Below are 18052 nucleotides of genomic sequence, written 5' to 3' on the forward strand. Positions count from 1 at the left end.
TCAGTACCTAAAGCACCTGGACGATCAGGCCGCGACGCGGCGGATCGCCTCAACGAGCTTCTCGGGGTTGAACGGCTTGACGATCCAGCCCGTGGCGCCGGCCTCGCGGGCCCGCTGCTTCTTGCTGGGGTCGCTTTCGGTGGTCAGCACCAGGATCGGGATGGCGCGATAGTCGTCGTCGACCCGCACCGCCTCGATGAAACCGAAGCCGTCCAGCTTGGGCATGTTGATGTCGGTGATGATCACGTCGGGGCGATGGGCGGACAGCACTTCCAGCCCGTGTTCGCCGTCGACGGCTTCGACGACGTTGAACCCGGCGCCGGCGAGGGCCATGCGCAGCATGTCCCGCATCGTACGCGAGTCATCGACCGTGAGGACAGTACGCGTCACGATGCAGCTCCTTGGATTTCGGCCTGAAACAGAGCCCCTTCGGCCCCGAAAAGACGGATGGTTTCCACGAACGCCTCGGAAGGCGCGGTGATCGAAAAAGGCTTGCCGTCCTCGGCCCAGGCCTTGCGGGCGGCCAGCAGGACCTGCAGGCACAGCCCGCCGAGGCGGCGCACCTGGTCGGCATGGACCTCGATGTCCTGGCCGCGGCGTTCGACGAACGCCTGCTTGAGCGGTCCCGAAGCCTTCAGATCAAGGGTTTCGGGTAAAGCGATCGCTGTCGACATCAGAACTCCTCCCAGCCGTCGCTGGCCGGGGCGGCCGCCGTCGCCGCGCCGCCGCGTCCAGGACGGGCGAAGGCGTTGAGGCGGGCGCGTTGCTCAGCCACCGGATTGGCGGCGGGGGCGTGGTGGGCGGCGTCGGCGACCTGCGGACGCTCGTAGGACGTGGTCTGCTGGCGGCCGTCGCCGACCCGGAAGCGGCCGATCAGACGCACCAGCTCGCCGGTCTCGCCCTTCAGCGAGTGGGTGGCGGCGGTCGACTGCTCGACCATGGCGGCGTTCTGCTGGGTCACCTGGTCCATCTGGTTGACGGCGGTGTTGACCTCGTTCAGGCCGGTGGCCTGCTCGGCGGCCGAGGCGGCGATCTCGGTGACCAGGGCGTCGATCTCGCCGACCTTGGTGACGATCCGCTGCAGGGCCTCGCCCGTCTGGCCGACCAGGCTCACGCCCTGGCTGACCTGCTGGGTGGAGGACGAGATCAGCGTCTTGATCTCCTTGGCGGCTTCGGCCGAGCGCTGGGCCAGGGCCCGCACTTCCTGCGCCACGACCGCGAAACCTCGACCGGCGTCACCGGCGCGCGCCGCTTCGACGCCGGCGTTCAGGGCCAGCAGGTTGGTCTGGAAGGCGATCTCGTCGATGACGCCGATGATCTGGTTGATCTGCTTGGACGAGTCCTCGATGGCGCCCATGGCCGAGACGGCCTCGTGCACGACCTGGCCCGAATGAGTGGCTTCGCCGCGGGTGCTGGAGACCACTTCCGAGGCCTGCTTGGCGCCGCTGGCGGTGCGGCGCACCGTGGCGGTCAGCTCGTCCAGGGCGGCGGCGGTCTCTTCCAGCGAGGCGGCCTGCTGCTCGGTGCGGCGCGACAGGTCGTCCGAGGCGTGGGCGATCTCGTCGGCGCCGGTGCGCAGGCCGTCCGTCGAGGCCGCGATGACCTTGATGGTTTCCTGCAGCTGGGTGATGGCGGCGTTGAAGTCGTCCTTCAGCTTGCGGTAGTCGCCCGGGAAGTCGGCCTGGACGCGGTAGGTCAGGTCGCCCTTGGCCAGGTGCTCCAGCGCGTCGGCCAGCGACGACACCACCAGGGCGTTCTCGCGGGCGGCGGCGGCGGCGGCCTCTTCCTTGGCGCGGCGCTCGTCGGCGGTCAGGGCGGCCGACTTCTCCTGCTCGGCGCGCATCTGCTCCAGGTGCAGCTGATTGTCGCGGAAGACCTTCAGCGAGCGGACGATGGCGCCCAGCTCGTCGCCGCGGGTCATCTTCTCCAGGTCGATCGTGTTGTCGCCCTTCGACAGCTTCTCGGTGGCGCCGGCGATGTCGCCGATCGACTTGCGGGTGGTCATCACGGTCATGAAGGCCAGGCCGGCGACCGCGCACAGCGTGATCAGCGACAGGACGATCGTGGCGCTCATCGCCGCATTGGCCTCAGCCTGCTTCTTCGCCGTCTCGGTGGCGATGCGGGTGTTGGCGGACGTCACGACGCCGTCCAGCTGGGCGGTCATCTTGGCGTACTGCTCTTCGAACGGGGCGATGAAGCCGGCGGCCATGTTGAAGTCGACCCCGATCATCCCGCTGACCGTGTCGATGGCGCTGCGGCATTCGTCGAGCGACTTGATCAGCTCGACGATCTTGCCCTGCTCTTCCTTGGGCAGCTTGCCCTTCAGAGCGGTCAGGTCCTTCTTGATCGCGTCGGTTTCGGTCAGGATCGCCGCCATGCGGGCGTCGTTCTTGTCGACCTCGATGTTCCCGGCCTTGTGGGTCATCACGGTGAACAGTTCGCCGTTGATGTTGGAGATCCGCTTGGAGATCGTCTGGATCTCCATGTTCTCGCGCATGTCGTTCTCGACGACCTGCTTGAGCGCGGCGGACTGGCTCTTCTGCACGACGATCGCGCCACCGGCCATCAGGGCCAGCATCAAAAGCGCGAAAGCCGGCGCGAAGCCGATTTTGATGATCAACGGAAGATCGACGAGCCGAAAACGCTTCATCGGATAGGTCCCCTCTAGCGGTGTTTCCGTGCGCACGGATCACCAACGTCGAGGGCGATCATCACGGCATATTCCTAATAGTTCCTGACTTTGGTTAAGAGCCTGTGCCGCAGGGCGTGTCGCACCCCTGAAATTCCGCGCTGCGCAAAGCTCTCGTCCGCCCGCCCTGGAATTTCCTGGAATTTAAGGACCGGGCGCGCGCGTGAGTCACGCCCATGCAAGGGTCGAGTCGTCGACGGTGGATTCTGAGTGTAGTTTCAAGTGAAACTGGCGTATTCGCCAAGTAAGCGTGGTTACCGATAAATGAATAAAACTATCTTCCGGTGACTCAGAATATTTTAACTCGGTTCTGCGAAAAAGCTCAGGCGTCCGGACGACGCGACGTCCGAAGGGCGAGACACACTATTAGGAGCAGCGGGATGAAATATCCGATCGCTATTGCCGCGGGAATCGCTGGCAGCTTTTTCGTCGCTCAAGCCGCCTCGGCGGCTGGCGGCTTCGAAGACCAAATGGGCCGTTGCCTGCAACAGTTCGCCAACACGCGCGACGCCGCCCAGGTCATGCTGGAATGCACGGCTGACGCCGGCAAGCTGACCGAGTGCAAGGTCGTCGACAACAGCGCGGCCGGCAAGGGTTTCGACAAGGCCGCCATGTGCATTGCTGAAAAGCTGCCGATGGGCGCCAAGACCGGCACCGTGAAGGTTCCGTTCCGCTTCCCGGGCGGCGCGTAAGTCTAAAAGCTCTCTCCCTTCCCGGAGAGATCTTAATACGCCTCCGCTGGCTCCGCCGGAGCGTCCTTACAGGGGACGTTCCGGCCCGGGGCCGGCGGGGGCGTTTTGCGTTTTGGCGGGCGTGCGCCGAATGGGGACAGGCGCATGTGCCTGTCCCCGGCGGCAAATCCCCTACCCGCCCCGCTTCAGCGTCTCGCGGGCGATGACCAGCTGCTGGATCTGGCTGGTGCCCTCGTAGATCCGGAAGATCCGCACGTCGCGATACAGCCGCTCGATGCCGTAGTCGGCGACATAGCCGGCCCCGCCGAAGATCTGCACCGCCCGGTCGGCCACCCGCCCGACCATTTCCGAGGCGAACAGCTTGGCGGCCGCCGCCTCCAGGGTCACGCCCTCGCCGGCGTCGCGCTTGCGGGCGGTCTCCAGCACCAGGGCCCGGGCCGCCAGGGCCTCGGTCTTGCTGTCGGCGATCATCGCCTGGATCAGCTGGAAGCTGGCGATCGGCTGGCCGAACTGCTTGCGCTCGCTGGCATAGGCCACGCAGTCGGCCAGCAGGCGCTCGGCCACGCCCACGCAGACCCCGGCGATGTGCAGCCGCCCGCGGTCCAGCACCTGCATGGCCACCTTGAAGCCCTCGCCCTCCTCGCCCAGCCGGTTCCAGGCCGGCACGCGGACATTGTCGAAGGTCACGTCGTGGATATGGGCCCCCTGCTGGCCCATCTTCTTCTCGGGCTTGCTGACGCTCAGGCCCGGCAGGTCGCGCGGGACCAGGAAGGCCGAGACGCCCGAGCCGCCCTTCACCTCGGGATTGGTGCGGGCCATTACCGTGAACAGCGAGGCCTTGCCGGCGTTGGTGATGAACCGCTTGTTGCCGTTCAGCACATAGTCGTCGCCGTCCAGCACGGCCCGGGTCTGGACGGCGGCGCTGTCGGACCCGGCCTCGGCCTCGGTCAGGGCGAACGAGGTGACGATCTCGCCGGACGCGATGCCGGGCAGCCACTTGGCTTTCTGTTCGTCGGTCCCGAACATCACCAGCCCCTGGCTGCCGATGCCGACATTGGTGCCGAACACCGAGCGGAAGGCCGGCGAGGCGCGGCCCAACTCGATGCCGACCAGGCACTCTTCCTCCATGTTCAGGCCCAGGCCGCCGAACGCTTCTGGGATCGACAGGCCGAACAGGCCCAGGCCCTTCATCTCCTCGATGATCTCGGCGGGCACGGCGTCGTCCTCGGCGACCTTGGCCTCGATCGGGCGCAGCCGCTCAGCGACGAAACGCCGCACCGTGTCGATCAGCTGCTCGCGGGTCTCGAGGTCCAGGGCCATGGCGTTCCTTCCGCTTCAAACATCTGTTTTGAGCAGACTGTAGCGGCGGAACGCACGAAGGGAAGAGGGTGGTCGGGCCAAAGCCTCGCGCGGAAAAGCCGAGACCGGCTTTCCGCAAAGGCGACGCGAAACAGGAGCCTGGGGCGAGCCGCGCGATTTCCCATGTCGCGCGATCGGCCCTAGGCCCGCGCCAGCACGCTCTTGCGCATCCCGTAGGCCAGATAGACCAGCGCCCCGACGCCATGAGCGTACAGGAAGTAGAGCTGGGTCTTGGCCGGCAGGCTGTAGAACAGGTACAGGCAGCCCAGGATGGCCCCCGGCGCCACCACTTGCCACAGCGGGGTGGAGAACATCCGCGGCCGGCCCGGGTCGCGCACCCGCAGGATGATCACCGACAGCCCCACCGCGATGAAGGCCGCCAGGGTGCCGGCGTTGGCCAGCTCGGCGAGGTCCTTCAGCGACAGCAGGCCCGACAGCACGGCCGCCAGGGCGCCGGTCAGCAGGGTCATCAACACCGGCGTGCCGGTCTTGGGATTTACCCGCGACAGGGCCGGGGGCAGCAGGCCGTCGCGCGCCATCACGAAGAAGATCCGGCTCTGGCCGTACATGAAGGCCAGGATGACGGTCGGCAGGGCGACCACCGCCGCCAGGGCCACCAGTTCGCCCATCTTCGGATGGCCAAGGGTTTCCAGGATGAACACCAGCGGCGCTTCGCTCTTGGAGAACACCTCGGCCCGCGAGGCGCCGATCGCGACGCCGGCCACCAGCATGTAGATCAGGGTGCAGGCCAGCATCGAGCCGACGATGCCGATGGTCAGGTCGCGCTTGGGGTTCTTGGTCTCCTCGGCGGCGGTCGACACCGCGTCGAAGCCGTAAAAGGCGAAGAAGATCAGGCTGGCGGCGGCCATGACCCCCACCTTGATCCCGTTGGGACCGCTCCCCTCGACCGTGTGGGCGGCGAACCCCTTGGGCATGAACGGCGTGAAATGGCTGGCGTCGAACGCCGGCAGGCACAGGGCCACGAACAGGGCCAGGGCCGCGATCTTGATGACCACCAGCACCATGTTGATCGTGGCGCTTTCCCGGCTGCCCACGGCCAGCAGGCCGGCGACGACGAACGAGATGATCACGGCGGGCAGGTTGATCAGGCCATGCGTCCCGTCGGCCAGCTCGACGTGCGGCCCCGCCAGCAGGAATTCCGGAAAGCCGGCCATCCGGAACAGGCCCGCCGCATGGGCCGACCAGGTGACGGCCACGGCCGCGCAGACCAGGGTGTATTCGAGGATCAGGCTCCAGCCCACGAACCAGGCCACCGGCTCGCCCATGGCCACATAGCTGTAGGTATAGGCGCTGCCCGAGGCCGGGATCATGGTCGACAGCTCGGCGTAGCATAGGGCCGCGCAGGCGCAGACCGCCCCGGCGATCAGGAACGACAGCATCACGCCCGGCCCGGCCAGCCCCGCCCCGACGCCGGTCAGGGCATAGATGCCGGTGCCGACAATGGCCCCGACGCCCAGGGCCACCAGGTGATACCAGCTCAGGGTCTTCTTCAGCGCGTGGGCGGGGTCGCCGCTCGCCGTGTCGATCGCCTTGCGGCGGTTCCAGATGCTCAAGTTCTTCTCCCGACTCTTTGCCGGGGACGATGGGCTAGCGACGCGCCGCCGCCAAGGGGGAGAATTTCACCTTCCTTCTCCCCTTGCGGGAGAAGGTGGCCTGCAAAGCAGGTCGGATGAGGGGTCTCGCCGACGTGTCCGACGGCGTATTTGGAATCTTTCGGCGATCGCCTATCGACCCCTCATCCGTCGGCCTTCGGCCGCCACCTTCTCCCGCAAGGGGAGAAGGAACGTTAGCTCAGATCACCGCGTCGAAGGCCGCCCAGTTGGGCAGTTCGGCGTCGGCCTTGCGGCCCCGGTTGGCGATCCGGGTGTAGAGCAGCTTCACGCAGCGGCTGCCGGTGGTCTCGAACAGGAACGGGAAGATCCCGTGGACGAAACAGGCCACGCCGCCCAGCAGCATCGGGACGGCGAAGCTCCAGGCCACGGCCATGTGCTCGCCATAGGTCTCGTCGACCGAGCGGGGGTGGCGGGTGAAGAGATCGAGCATGACGGGCCCCAGGAAACCTCGTTCCATGATGCCTCGCCTGGCGAGAATGACATGGTCTCAATCGCCGCGCCGTGGCAGGTTTGGAGAACTCAATTCCTGAATGGCGGCCGGATAGAGAATGATTTCGCTGGACCAGATCGACCGCCGCCTGCTGGCCATCCTGCAGCAGGACGCCACCGTCCCCATCGCCGAGTTGGCTGAACGGGTGGGCCTGTCACAGACGCCGTGCTGGAAGCGGGTCAAGCGGCTGCAGGACAGCGGGGTGATCACCGCACGCGTCGCCCTGATCGACCGCGACGCCCTGGACCTGCCGCTGACGGTGTTCGTGGCGGTCAAGACCGGCCGCCACGACGAGGACTGGCTGGCGACCTTCGCGGCCGGCGCCAAGGCCCTGCCCGAGGTGGTCGAGTTCTACCGGATGAGCGGCGATGTCGACTACCTGCTCAAGGTCGTGGTGCGCGACATCGCCGCCTATGACCGCTTCTACCGCCGCCTGATCGCCACCGCCCCGCTGACCGACGTGTCGTCCAGCTTCGCCATGGAGCAGATCAAGTTCACAACGGCGTTGCCGATCGCGACGAGCTGAAAGTTATCCACAGGGTCGCGGCCGGGGACACGCCCTCGCGGCGTGTCCCCACCTTCATCCCGGAAGGTCAGGACGTGCGGCGCCGCGCCGGCCGAAGGGGACACGCCGCAAGGGCGTGTCCCCGGCTGCGTCACGGTCGTCTATCCCCCCGAAATCCAACCCCGACGTCAACGAAATCAAGGTGCTGCACGAAAACGCACGTTTCCTGTCCCCACCCTCCGGGGCGGGCGCACACTTCTGGTCATGACCCAGACCCAACACACCCCCGCCCCGTCCCTGGCCTGGCGCCAGGCCCTGCAGACCAAGCTGATGGCCGCCCTCGACGCCGCCTGGGCGATTCTCGAGCACTGCGACGATCCCGCCGAGATCAAGCGGGTCCGTGAGCGGCTCAGGGCCATCGGCGAGCTGGCCGCCCAGGCCCGCAAGGTGGCGCTGATCACCCCGAAGGAGTCGAAAGCCGACGCCAATGTCGCGGCCAAGGCCGAAGTGCTGGCCCGGGTGATGGCGCCCGGCCTGGCCGCCGAAGCCCTGGTCGCCGCCCGCGCCCCCGCCGCCGCCCAGGCCGAGCTCTCGCGCCGGGCGCTGGAGAAGCTGAAGGGCGGCGGGCGGGCGCGATTGTGAGGGCGACTCGCCAGCCGCCCGGGGACAGGCACGCAGGACAGCGCGTCCGCAAGCTTGCCGAAGCCTTGAGGTGCGTGCCTGTACCCAACGCCATCCCGGCGGCTGGATCGCTCGCCCTGAAGAAAGGCCGGACGCAGCAGATCAAGGTGGGGACACGCACTCACGCCAGACGCCCCGGCGACCCGACCAACGCCTTGCCATGAGTGCGCGTCCCCGGCTCGACGCGAGCCGAAACCCGGTTTCGCCGCCTAGTCCGGCCAGAGATCCTGCACGTCGCCCTTGCGGTTCAGCATGTGCGTGGCCCGTTTGATCAGCATCAGCAGCCGCTCGCGCCGGCCGTCGCTGTCATAGGTCAGCGAGGCGCGCGCCAGGCCTTCCAGCATGAACCGCGCCAGGTCGCGCGAGGCCTGGAACCTCGGGCCGGCGCCGGCGTGGAGGATCTTCAGGAAGTGGTCGCCGGCCTGGGCGCGGTCGAACTCGGCCTGGGCCGGGGCCAGCAGGGCCTGGACGGCCGGGTCGGTGCGGCCGGCGGCCTCCAACTCGGCGAAGGCCAGGAACGGCACGGTGTGCAGCAGGTCCCAGTAGCTGTCGATGGCGTGCTCGGTGACGTCGGCGCCCGGCGGCAGGCCGTCGGCGGCGGCGCGGAACAGGGCCGAGCGCTCGGCCTGGACGTGGGCCACGGCCGCCTCGACCAGCGCCTCGCGGCTGGGGAAGTGGTAGAGCATCGCCCCGCGCGTCAGCCCCGCCGCGTCGGCGATCACCGGATTGGTCGCGGCGTAATAGCCGATCTCGGCGATCAGCCGCATCGCGTGGTCGAGAATCCTCGCCCGGGTCTTGAGCGACTTGGGCGTATCCTTGGCGAGGCGGGCGGCGTCCATGAACCCTGGTCTAGTCCAAAGCCATGTTGCGCTGCAACAGCCCAGGGCCGGCAAAGCTTCGCCCGTCCGGCAAGTTTCATCCGATGGTCAAATTTCGGGCGTCGGTGCGGCGCCGCGCCGCGTGACGGGCGGCGCCCCGTTTCACGAAAGCGACATGCAATCAGCTTAATCGCCGCCCTTGAGCGCTCCGACAGGATCGGGGCCGCGACCGGTCCGGGGGGACCGGGCTGGAACGCCGACCAGACCGCCGGAGGGGCAAGCCATGGTCACCGACACCGACATCGAGATCCGCCGCTACCGCTCGATCTTCATCAGCGACGTGCACCTGGGCACCCGCGGCTGCCAGGCCGAGCTGCTGCTGGACTTCATCCGCCATGTCGAATGCGACAAGCTCTACCTGGTGGGCGACATCATCGACGGCTGGAAGCTGCGCAGCGGCTGGCACTGGCCGCAGAGCCACAACGACGTGGTGCAGAAGATCCTGCGCCTGGCCCGCAAGGGCGTGGAGGTGATCTATGTGCCCGGCAACCACGACGACCGGGTGCGCGACTTCTGCGGCGTCCACTTCGGCGGGGTGGTGGTGGTCCGCGACGTGATCCACGAGGCGGCCGACGGCAAGCGCTACCTGGTGGTGCACGGCGACGAGTTCGACGGGGTGGTGCAGCACGCCAAGTGGCTGGCCTTCCTGGGCGACTGGTCCTATAGGACCATCCTGATGCTGAACACCTTGCTCAACCGCGCACGCCGCAAGCTGGGGTTCGGCTACTGGAGTCTTTCGGCCTATCTGAAGGTCAAGGTGAAGAACGCCCTGCAGTTCATCGAGAATTTCGAGGCCGCCGTCGCCGACGAAGCCCGTCGTCGCGGCGTCGACGGCGTGATCTGCGGCCATATCCACAAGGCCGAGATGCGCGAGATCGACGGCGTGCTCTATGTCAACGACGGCGATTGGGTGGAAAGCTGCACCGCGCTGGTGGAACATATGGACGGACGGCTCGAAATCCTGGAATGGTCCAAGCTTAGGTCCTGGTCGGTGATCGACCGGGCGCGGGCGCTCACCCTCGAGCCCCCGATAGCGGAGCCAGCCGCCGCCTGATGCGGATACTACTCGCCACCGATGCCTGGGAACCGCAAGTCAATGGCGTGGTCCGGACCCTCACCAAGGTGATGGCCGAGCTGAAAGCCATGGGCCACGAGGTCGACGTCGTCAGCCCCGACCAGTTCCCCACCTTCCCGCTGCCGACCTATCCGGAGATCAAGCTGGCCATCGGGGCCTACGAGCCGGTGATGGAGCGCTTCAAGTCGTTCGAGCCGGAGGCGATCCACATCGCCACCGAGGGGCCGATCGGCCTGGCCGCCCGCCGCATCTGCCTGGAATGGAAGCTGCCGTTCACCACCAGCTACCACACGCGCTTTCCCGAATACGTGTCGGCCCGCCTGCCGCTGCCGCTGTCGGCCGGCTACACCTACATGCGCTGGTTCCACAAGCCGTCGGGCCGGCTGATGGTCGCCACCCCGACCATGCGCGACGAGCTGATCCGCCACGGCTTCCGCAACATCTCGCCCTGGACCCGCGGCGTCGACACCGACGTGTTCCGCCCCCGCCAGGAAGGCGAGCCCGACGTGTTCGAGGGCCTGGCCCGGCCGATCTTCCTCAATGTCGGCCGCGTGGCCGTCGAGAAGAACATCGAGGCCTTCGCCAGCCTGGACCTGCCCGGCACCAAGGTGATCGTCGGCGACGGCCCCCAGCGCGAGGAACTGGCCGAGAAATATCCCGACGTGGTGTTCACCGGCGCCAAGTTCGGCGAGGAGCTGGGCCGCTATTTCGCCTGCGCCGACGTGTTCTGCTTCCCGTCCCTGACCGACACATTCGGCCTGGTGATCCTGGAGGCCATGGCCGCCGGCGTGCCGGTGGCGGCGTTCTCGGCCCCCGGCCCGATCGACATCATCCCCGGCTCCGGCGCCGGCGTGCTGGCCCCCGGCCAGACCGACGGCCTGCGCGAGGCCTGCCTGGCCTGCCTGGACATCGACCACACGGCGGTGCGCAAGTTCGCCGAGGGCTTCTCGTGGCGAGCCTGCGCCGAGGAGTTCTACAAGAACCTGCAGCCCTATCCCGAGCCGGAAAAGACCCGCTTCTGGCGCCGGCTGCGGCGCCTGGCGCGGCTGAGGCGCAAGCCCGCCGCCTGAGGCGGCGGCGCTTGAGACGCCTCCCCGCTCACACGACGAACACCTCGCTGCGGTCCATGCGCACGTTGCGGACGGCGCGGCAGGCCTCCTCGTCCGCCCGGTCGCGTTCGGGCTTGAAGCTCAGCAGCAGCGAGCGCCGCCGCGCGCCGGAGCGGTTGCGGGTGGCCCCGTGCAGCAGGTCGGCGTCGAACACCAGGATGTCGCCCGCCTCGCCCGCCAGGACGATGGACAGGGCCTCGTCGTCCGGCCCGCCCGGGTCGAGCAGGCGCGGCACCAGGCGGGTGGCGCCGTTGTCGGGCCCGTAGGGATCGAGGAACACCAGGGCCGCCACGGCCTTCTGGCCGGCCCCGTCGCGATGCAGCGGCTGGTGGCCGCCGTCCGCCAGCGGCTCGCGGCCCTCGACCTGGCAGAGGAAGAACGGCCCGCCCAGCATCCGCCCCGCCGCCGCCAGCAGGGACGGCAGCCGGCAGGTCCGCTGCACCGTGGGATCCAGATCGACCAGGGCGTGGCGCCAGTCGGGACTGCGCGGCGCGGCCCATTGTTCGGGCAGGCCGACGCCGGCGTCGAAGGCGTCGCGCAGGGCGGCGCGCCAGGCCTCGGGCACGACGCCGCGCAGCAGCAGGTAACCGTCGCGGTCCAGGGCCGCGGCCTGGTCCGCCTCGAGCGGGGCGACCTTGGCGGGCGTCAGGGTTTGGCTCATGGCGCTCCGGAACCGGCGGGAGATCGCCGCGATCCTGCCCCCGCCGCGCGGCGCCGTCCACCGGCGGGTCAGTCCGCGGCCGTCCGACCGCCTTCGACGACGAACCGCGCCTCGACGCCGGCCGGCGCGGCCAGGCCCGGCCGCGCCAACGGCTGGCCGCCGCCGATCCACAGCCTCACCGGACCGGCGGCGATCGACCGCGTCCCGTCAGGTCCGACGACGCTCATCGCCGCCCCGTCCAGCGCGAACCGCACGCGGCGGGTCTCGCCGGCCTTCAGATGGATCCGCTGGAAGCCTTGCAGCGACCGCACCGGCGCGCCGGGCGCGTCGCGCGACACGTAGAGCTGGACCACTTCGTCGCCGTCGCGCCCGCCGCGATTGGTGACCTCGACCTCGACGCCCTGGGTCTGGTCCGCCTTCACCGTCGCCCGCTCCAGCACCAGCTTGCCATAGGCGAACCGCGTGTAGCTGAGGCCATGGCCGAACGGATATAGCGCCTCGCCGGCGAAATAGCGGTAGGTGCGGCCGGCCATGCCGTAGTCCTTGAACGGCGGCAGTTGGTCGGCGGACCGATAGAAGGTCACCGGCAGGCGGCCGGCCGGACTGAAGTCGCCGGCCAGCAGACCGGCCACCGCGCGACCGCCCTCGCCGCCCGGATACCAGGCCTCGACGATGGCCGGCAGGTGGGCGTCGGCCCAGTTCACGCTTAGGGCGGAGCCATTCATCAGTACAAGGATGATGGGCTTGCCGGTCGCGTGCAGGCGCTCCAGCAGGCCCTCCTGGGCGGCGGGCAGGTCCAGGCTGGTGCGGTCGCCCCCGGCGAAGCCCTTGGCCCGCACCGACATCTCCTCGCCTTCCAGCTTGGCGGTCAGCCCGCCGACGAAGACCACCAGGTCGGCGGCCTTGGCCGCGGCCACGGCGGCGTCGGCCCCTCGGCTGGGCCGGCTCCATTGCAGGCGCAGGTCGCCGCGCGAGCCGGACTGGTTGGCCTCGACGACGATCGCGTAGGCCTTGCCGGCCGTCAGGGCGACCTCGCCGTCGGGCGCGGAGTCCGGGGCCCGGGTCCAGGCGTCGACCACGATCCGGCCATCGACGATCACCCGGTAGCCGCCCTCGCCGCTGACCGAGAAGCGGTGGACGCCGGTCTCGGTCGAGGTCAGCACCCCGGTCCAGCGCATCGAGGTCTGGCGCGCCTGGCGCTGGGGCCGCCCCCAGCCGAAGGCCGCGTTGGTCGCCGGCTGCGGCGCCGTCGCCGGCCCTTCAAGGTCCAGCCCCTGGAAGGTCTCGACCGTCAGGTCCTTCAGCGCCGAGTCCGGCACGGCCTCGCGCGGCGCCTCGGTCCAGCCGCTGCCCTCGACGACTTCGATCTTCGCGCCGGGGAATCGCTCGCGCAGCCCCGCCAGCACGGTGACCGGCCGGGACGGCGTGCCATTATAATTGCCGACCAGAGCGTCCAGGCTATCGGCGTTGGGACCAATCACCGCGATCCGGGCGGGCGCGGCCTTCAGCGGCAGCAGGCCGTTGTTTTTCAGCAGCCACGCCGTGCAGCCCCTCGCTCCACCAGTTGTAGGCCGGGACGGAGAGGCGCGGAATGGCCGGGGCGGCGTGCTTCAACTGGCCGGCCTTCTCCTCCAGGGTCATGGCCGAGACCAGGGCCGCGGCGCGGGCTTCCGGCTTCAGGGTCGGATCGAGGAAGGCGGCGGGGGCCTGGGCGCAGGCGGCGCCGGACGCCAGGGAAAGGGCCAAGGCGAGCGCGCAGCTCGACGGTCTGATCGTTGAAGCCTTCACGCGTTTCCCCTCGTCCCGCGACCTTGCAAGGTCGTCTTGGCCGGCACGACACCGGTGTCAGGGATTATGTAGACATAAGCTGGGGATCCGGAACAGCAAAAAGGTACCGGTACCTTAAAGCTTCGCCCTTGCCCGGGCCGGTTTGCCCGTGCCCACTGCCGGCATGGGGTCATCCTTGTTTTCATCCATCGTGGCGCTGTGCGCGCTCAGCTTGGTCGCCGGTTGCAAACCCGCGCCGAAATCCGTCTTCGAGCCCTATGGAAGGGTCCAGGGCGCCGTCGACACGACCAGCCCCAACTGCGCCGCCCGCTACAACGCCTTCCTCGACTACGCCAAGGCCCGGTCGAGGAATCAGCCCGGCTATGAGGCGCTGCAGGCCGCCGAACCGTCGAACGATCTTCCTGACGCTTCAACGGTGTGGGCCAAGGTGGCGGTCTATCCCGTGGATGGCGAGGACAGGATCTACGTGTTCACCCAACCGGGCCACCCGGCCCATCCCGCCGTGCTGATCAAATCCACGTTCGTGAATTCGGAAGGCATGCACCAGCAGGTGAACGGCTGCGCCTGGGGCGACCACAAGGCCTATGTGCGCTTCCTGACCGCCGCCCAGATTTCGGCCGCCTGGTTCCAGGAAGAGATCCGTGGCAATCCCATGCCCGGCGCCGACATCCCGCCGAGCCAGAGGGATCCCGCCGAGGTTCGGGTCGCTGGACCCGCGGAGCTCGTCATGAAGGTCGCCGAACGGGCCTGGCTGATGAACCGCGCGGGTCAGCCGCCCTCGACGATCTACGTCTGGACGGCCAAGGACGCCCTGATGTCCGCGGCCCATTTCACATGGCTGAAGCCCCCTTCGCCCTCGGCCGATCGATATGCCCTGATGGACGCCGCGATCGTCGATTTCACCACCGACGAGGGAGCCGAAGCCCTGGCGTCCTGGTGCGCCGGTCCGGACGCCTCGCGCACGCCGCGTCTCTGCGAACGCGCCGAGGCGCGGACGGCGCAGTGGGCGCTGATCAAGTCGATGTAGGCTCGGACATCAGCGGCGGAGCGCCTCGATGATCCGGCAGCGGACGCTCCAGCCCTCGCCGCCGCGATCGGTGAAGTCGGTGACCACCAGCTCGTAGACCTCGCCATCCTGGGTGAGCGTGCACAGGTCGCCCACCCGCATCGGCCGGGCGTGGCGCGAGCGGATATGGGCCTCGCGCAGGGTGACCAGGTTGTCGCACAGCAGCTCATAGTCCTGCGAGCCGAACGGCGAGACCGGAACGGGGGCGCGCTTAGACATCAACAGGGGCCATCAGCGGCGCGCCTTGCGGGCCGCGTACTTGGCGTCGCGCTTGTCCTTGGCCTCGGCCTCGGTGGGGGCCTTGGCCCGCTTGCGTTCGGCGCGCTCGACGGCCGCGACCGCCGCCCCGGCGGCGACGGCGTCGGCCGCCTTCTTCTTGACGGTGCGGACCGCCTGGCGTTCGGCGCGGACGGCCTTCAGCTCGGCCGCCGCCGCGACGCCGCGCTCGCCGAACAGCGGGTCGGCGGCCGCCGGCCTGGGCTTGAACTTGGCCAGCAGCGCCTGCTTGGCCTCGGCGGCCGTCTTCAGCCGGTCGGCCAACCGGGCGCCCTTGGTCTCGTTCATGTCGTGCTCTTCATTGGAGGGCTCAGGTCTTGGTGCCGCGCAGGGCGTCAGGGTCGATCGGCCGGGGCCGCGTGGGCTGATTACCGGTCGAGCGGGGATCGTTGAGGCCCTTGGGCCCCGTGGGGCGGGTTCCGGGATAGGTCTTCATGGAAGTCTCCTTCGATCGGGGGCGACGGGAACGCGACGGCTATTTCTTCTTGCCGCCCAGCGGCGACAGCAGGGTCGGCGCGGCGGCGGCGATCACCTTGGGCTTGGCGGTCTTGGGCTTGCGGACTTCACGATTGCCTTTGGACAAGGAGCGTTCCTTTTTCGACAGAGAGGCCGCGCGCGACGGCGCGCGCGGTGAACGGCGATATCAGGTCCGTGAAGGGCGCTGGTCGTGGCGACTGACGGTCATGCGACCCCTTTCCGGGGTGCGTCGAGACGGCCCGCCAAGCGGGCTGGAACTCGTCGAGGGCGCGTCCTAGCGCCTTTGGGAGAGTTTAGCACGGTTGCGGGACCGGCCGTTGGAAATACGTTCCCACGTCCCGCCGATTGGGGTCATCCTCGCCGGAACAGCGCCGAGCGCTTGGCCATGAACGCGGCGATCGCCTCGCGGTGGTCGGCGCTGGCCACCAGGGCCGGCAGCTCCTCCTCGACATAGGACCGGCCGTCGACGACGCGCTTGGTGGCCTCCACCGCCAGGGGCGCGCGCGAGGCGATCCATTCGGCCAGGTGGAAGGCTTCGGGCAGCAGGCGCTCGGGCGGGTGCACCGCGGTGACGATCCCGTCGGCCAGGGCCCGTTCGGGGCCGAACTGGGCGCCCGTCAGCAGGTGGGCCTTGGCCCGCGCCGGGCCGATCAGCCGGGGCAGGCGCGTGACCGAGGCCATCAGCCCGATATTGACCCCGGAGGCGGCGAACACCGCGCGGTCGCTGGCCAGGCGGATGTCGCAGGCCAGGGCCAGCTCCAGCCCGCCGCCGAAGCACCAGCCGTCGATGGCGGCGATCAGCGGCACGCGCAGGGCCTCGATCCAGTCCATCAGCCGGTTGAAGTTTTCGACCGCCGCCAGGGCGTCGGGCGCGGTCCGTCCAAGAGCCTCGCGCAGGTCGTCGCCGGCGCAGAACACCCCGCCCCGGCCGGTCAGCACCACCGCGCGAACCTCGTCGTCGGTGGCGATCTCGTCTAGGATCTTGACCAGCTGGGCCCGCACGGCCAGCCCCAGGGCGTTGGCCGGCGGGGCGTCCAGCTCCAGCAGCAGGATCGAGCCGGTGGGGCGGCTGACGTGGATCATCGCGCTCATCGGTCGAACGTGGCGGATGAGGGCTGGTTTGGAAAGCTGAGCCGTTCCTTCTTGGTCGGCGCGGACGACGGTCGTTTCATGCGCAACCATGCTGCGACGCAACAACTTTCCCTTGCCAGAGTTAAACGCTTGTCACAGCCTGGGCCGACCTTGGCGGCTGAACATCGCGCGCGGAGGCCATAAGGATGGACCGACGCCGGGTTCCGAGCCGGCGGAATGGTCCACGGAGCGCAGGAAGCCGTTCGAGCGTTCGTGTTGCAGCGCCGAAGAGACCGGGGAGTGAGATGACCGACACGCTGGCCCAGACCGGGAACGCGCCCGAGTTGAAGGACCTCTACGAGATCGGCGAGATCCCGCCGGCCTTCCATGTGCCCAAGACTATGTACGCCTGGGCCATCCGCAAGGAGCGCCATGGCAAGCCGTCCCAGGCCATGCGGGTCGAGGTCGTGCCCACCTGGGAGATCGGCGAGGACGAGGTGCTGGTGCTGGTGATGGCCGCGGGCGTCAACTACAACGGCGTCTGGGCCGCGCTGGGCGAGCCGATCAGCCCGCTGGACGGCCACAAGCAGGCCTATCACGTGGCCGGGTCAGACGCCTCGGGGATCGTCTGGAAGGTCGGCGCCAAGGTCAAGCGCTGGAAGCTGGGCGACGAGGTGGTCATCCACTGCAACCAGGATGACGGCGACGACGAGGAGTGCAACGGCGGCGACCCGATGTTCTCGTCCAGCCAGCGGATCTGGGGCTACGAGACCCCGGACGGCAGCTTCGCCCAGTTCTGCCGGGTGCAGTCGCGCCAGCTGATGCCGCGGCCCCGGCACCTGACCTGGGAAGAGGCCGCCTGCTACACCCTGACCCTGGCCACCGCCTACCGCATGCTGTTCGGCCACAAGCCGCACGAACTGAAGCCCGGCCAGAACGTGCTGGTCTGGGGGGCCTCGGGCGGTCTGGGCGTGTTCGCCGTGCAGCTGGCCGCCGTGGTCGGGGCCAACGCCATCGGCGTGGTCAGCGACGACGACAAGATCGACTATGTGAGGAGCATGGGCGCCAAGGCGGTGCTGAACCGCAAGGAATTCAACTGCTGGGGCCAGCTGCCCAAGGTCAACGGCCCCGAATTCGCCGACTACATGAAGGAAAGCCGCAAGTTCGGCAAAGCCATCTGGCAGGTCACCGGCAACCGCGACGTCGACCTGGTGTTCGAGCACCCGGGAGAGCAGACCTTCCCGGTCAGCGTGTTCGTGGTCAAGCGCGGCGGCATGGTGGCCATCTGCGCCGGCACCAGCGGTTTCAACCTGACCATGGACGCCCGCTTCCTGTGGATGCGCCAGAAGCGCGTCCAGGGCAGCCACTTCGCCAACCTGATGCAGGCCAGCGCCGCCAACCAGCTGGTCATCGACCGGCGGGTGGACCCCTGCCTGTCGGAAGTCTTCCCCTGGAACGACATCCCCGCCGCCCACGAGAAGATGCTGGCCAACCAGCACCTGCCCGGCAACATGGCCGTGCTGGTCTGCGCCCAGCGGCCAGGCCTGCGGACGTTCCAGGAGGTGGTGGAGATCAGCGGGGGCGGCTGACGTCCGCCGCGA

The 18052-nt window shown here is 68.8% G+C and carries 20 protein-coding genes and 1 pseudogene; 7 read left to right on the plus strand and 14 right to left on the minus strand.

The window, feature by feature from the left end; genetic code table 11:
- Positions 1-24 precede the first annotated feature (24 nt).
- The 3 genes and pseudogenes from ASD47_RS08285 to ASD47_RS08295 form a co-directional block, all read right to left on the minus strand.
- Positions 25-390 (minus strand): response regulator, encoded by a 366-nt coding sequence (locus ASD47_RS08285; RefSeq protein ID WP_028038734.1) that lies wholly within the window; start codon positions 388-390, stop codon positions 25-27.
- Complete coding sequence (locus ASD47_RS08290) at positions 387-674, minus strand: STAS domain-containing protein (protein WP_056754293.1); 288 nt, start codon at positions 672-674, stop codon at positions 387-389. Before ASD47_RS08290 ends, ASD47_RS08285 begins: the two co-directional genes overlap by 4 nt.
- Positions 674-2696 (minus strand): annotated as a pseudogene (locus ASD47_RS08295) (methyl-accepting chemotaxis protein). Before ASD47_RS08295 ends, ASD47_RS08290 begins: the two are co-directional and overlap by 1 nt.
- A gap of 373 nt (positions 2697-3069) precedes the next feature.
- Between ASD47_RS08295 and ASD47_RS08300 the strand changes: the two are divergent.
- Positions 3070-3381 carry a hypothetical protein gene (locus ASD47_RS08300; RefSeq protein ID WP_012284370.1) on the plus strand — a complete coding sequence of 104 codons (312 nt, stop codon included), beginning with the start codon at positions 3070-3072 and terminating at the stop codon, positions 3379-3381.
- A 171-nt stretch (positions 3382-3552) separates the two neighbouring features.
- Here the strand turns inward: ASD47_RS08300 and ASD47_RS08305 are convergent, their stop codons facing one another.
- The 3 genes from ASD47_RS08305 to ASD47_RS08315 form a co-directional block, all read right to left on the minus strand.
- A complete protein-coding gene (locus ASD47_RS08305) occupies positions 3553-4701 on the minus strand; it encodes an acyl-CoA dehydrogenase family protein (protein WP_056754301.1) in 1149 nt (382 codons plus the stop codon).
- A gap of 179 nt (positions 4702-4880) precedes the next feature.
- Complete coding sequence (locus tag ASD47_RS08310; RefSeq protein WP_056754305.1) at positions 4881-6314, minus strand: amino acid permease; 1434 nt, start codon at positions 6312-6314, stop codon at positions 4881-4883.
- A 238-nt stretch (positions 6315-6552) separates the two neighbouring features.
- A complete protein-coding gene (locus ASD47_RS08315) occupies positions 6553-6804 on the minus strand; it encodes a DUF6356 family protein (protein WP_056754458.1) in 252 nt (83 codons plus the stop codon).
- A gap of 118 nt (positions 6805-6922) precedes the next feature.
- Here ASD47_RS08315 and ASD47_RS08320 point away from each other — a divergent pair, with 118 nt between their 5' ends.
- Entirely contained in the window at positions 6923-7390 is a 468-nt protein-coding gene (locus ASD47_RS08320; RefSeq protein ID WP_056754307.1) for an Lrp/AsnC family transcriptional regulator, read from the plus strand.
- Positions 7391-7633: 243 nt separating this feature from the next.
- Positions 7634-8011: a hypothetical protein gene (locus tag ASD47_RS08325; RefSeq protein ID WP_056754309.1), complete on the plus strand. Its 378-nt coding sequence runs from the start codon at positions 7634-7636 to the stop codon at positions 8009-8011.
- Positions 8012-8259: 248 nt separating this feature from the next.
- Here the strand turns inward: ASD47_RS08325 and ASD47_RS08330 are convergent, their stop codons facing one another.
- Entirely contained in the window at positions 8260-8889 is a 630-nt protein-coding gene (locus ASD47_RS08330; RefSeq protein ID WP_056754312.1) for a TetR/AcrR family transcriptional regulator, read from the minus strand.
- A 262-nt stretch (positions 8890-9151) separates the two neighbouring features.
- On the opposite strand from ASD47_RS08330, the gene ASD47_RS08335 reads away from it, so the two are divergent.
- Both ASD47_RS08335 and ASD47_RS08340 read left to right on the plus strand, forming a co-directional pair.
- Complete coding sequence (locus ASD47_RS08335; protein WP_056754316.1) at positions 9152-9982, plus strand: UDP-2,3-diacylglucosamine diphosphatase; 831 nt, start codon at positions 9152-9154, stop codon at positions 9980-9982.
- Positions 9982-11073 carry a glycosyltransferase family 1 protein gene (locus ASD47_RS08340; RefSeq protein ID WP_056754319.1) on the plus strand — a complete coding sequence of 364 codons (1092 nt, stop codon included), beginning with the start codon at positions 9982-9984 and terminating at the stop codon, positions 11071-11073. The genes ASD47_RS08335 and ASD47_RS08340 overlap by 1 nt, the downstream gene beginning before the upstream one ends.
- Positions 11074-11101: 28 nt before the next feature.
- On the opposite strand, the gene ASD47_RS08345 is transcribed toward ASD47_RS08340, so the two are convergent.
- The 3 genes from ASD47_RS08345 to ASD47_RS08355 all read right to left on the minus strand — a co-directional run bounded on the left by ASD47_RS08345 (position 11102) and on the right by ASD47_RS08355 (position 13519).
- Positions 11102-11773, minus strand: coding sequence for a phytanoyl-CoA dioxygenase family protein (locus ASD47_RS08345; RefSeq protein WP_056754323.1), 672 nt, complete (start codon positions 11771-11773; stop codon positions 11102-11104).
- A gap of 68 nt (positions 11774-11841) precedes the next feature.
- On the minus strand, positions 11842-13254 hold the full coding sequence (locus ASD47_RS08350) for a glycoside hydrolase family 3 C-terminal domain-containing protein (protein WP_056754327.1): 1413 nt from the start codon (positions 13252-13254) through the stop codon (positions 11842-11844).
- Positions 13232-13519 (minus strand): hypothetical protein, encoded by a 288-nt coding sequence (locus ASD47_RS08355; RefSeq protein ID WP_056754330.1) that lies wholly within the window; start codon positions 13517-13519, stop codon positions 13232-13234. The genes ASD47_RS08350 and ASD47_RS08355 overlap by 23 nt, the downstream gene beginning before the upstream one ends.
- Before the next feature lie 217 nt (positions 13520-13736).
- On the opposite strand from ASD47_RS08355, the gene ASD47_RS08360 reads away from it, so the two are divergent.
- On the plus strand, positions 13737-14588 hold the full coding sequence (locus ASD47_RS08360) for a hypothetical protein (RefSeq protein ID WP_156402171.1): 852 nt from the start codon (positions 13737-13739) through the stop codon (positions 14586-14588).
- Positions 14589-14597: 9 nt separating this feature from the next.
- Here ASD47_RS08360 and ASD47_RS08365 read toward each other — a convergent pair whose 3' ends face one another.
- The 4 genes from ASD47_RS08365 to ASD47_RS08375 form a co-directional block, all read right to left on the minus strand.
- The gene (locus tag ASD47_RS08365) at positions 14598-14846 is read right to left on the minus strand and encodes a hypothetical protein (protein WP_056754336.1); all 249 of its coding nucleotides are present in this window, start codon (positions 14844-14846) and stop codon (positions 14598-14600) included.
- A gap of 12 nt (positions 14847-14858) precedes the next feature.
- Complete coding sequence (locus ASD47_RS08370) at positions 14859-15191, minus strand: DUF6481 family protein (RefSeq protein WP_056754339.1); 333 nt, start codon at positions 15189-15191, stop codon at positions 14859-14861.
- Between the two features lie 22 nt (positions 15192-15213).
- Positions 15214-15339 (minus strand): hypothetical protein, encoded by a 126-nt coding sequence (locus ASD47_RS26590; protein ID WP_156402172.1) that lies wholly within the window; start codon positions 15337-15339, stop codon positions 15214-15216.
- Between the two features lie 392 nt (positions 15340-15731).
- Positions 15732-16472 carry an enoyl-CoA hydratase/isomerase family protein gene (locus tag ASD47_RS08375; RefSeq protein ID WP_156402173.1) on the minus strand — a complete coding sequence of 247 codons (741 nt, stop codon included), beginning with the start codon at positions 16470-16472 and terminating at the stop codon, positions 15732-15734.
- Between the two features lie 284 nt (positions 16473-16756).
- On the opposite strand from ASD47_RS08375, the gene ccrA reads away from it, so the two are divergent.
- Complete coding sequence (gene ccrA, locus ASD47_RS08380; protein WP_056754345.1) at positions 16757-18040, plus strand: crotonyl-CoA carboxylase/reductase; 1284 nt, start codon at positions 16757-16759, stop codon at positions 18038-18040.
- The last annotated feature ends 12 nt before the right edge of the window (positions 18041-18052 follow it).

This window comes from Caulobacter sp. Root1472 (assembly GCF_001426985.1).
Taxonomy (GTDB): domain Bacteria; phylum Pseudomonadota; class Alphaproteobacteria; order Caulobacterales; family Caulobacteraceae; genus Caulobacter; species Caulobacter rhizosphaerae.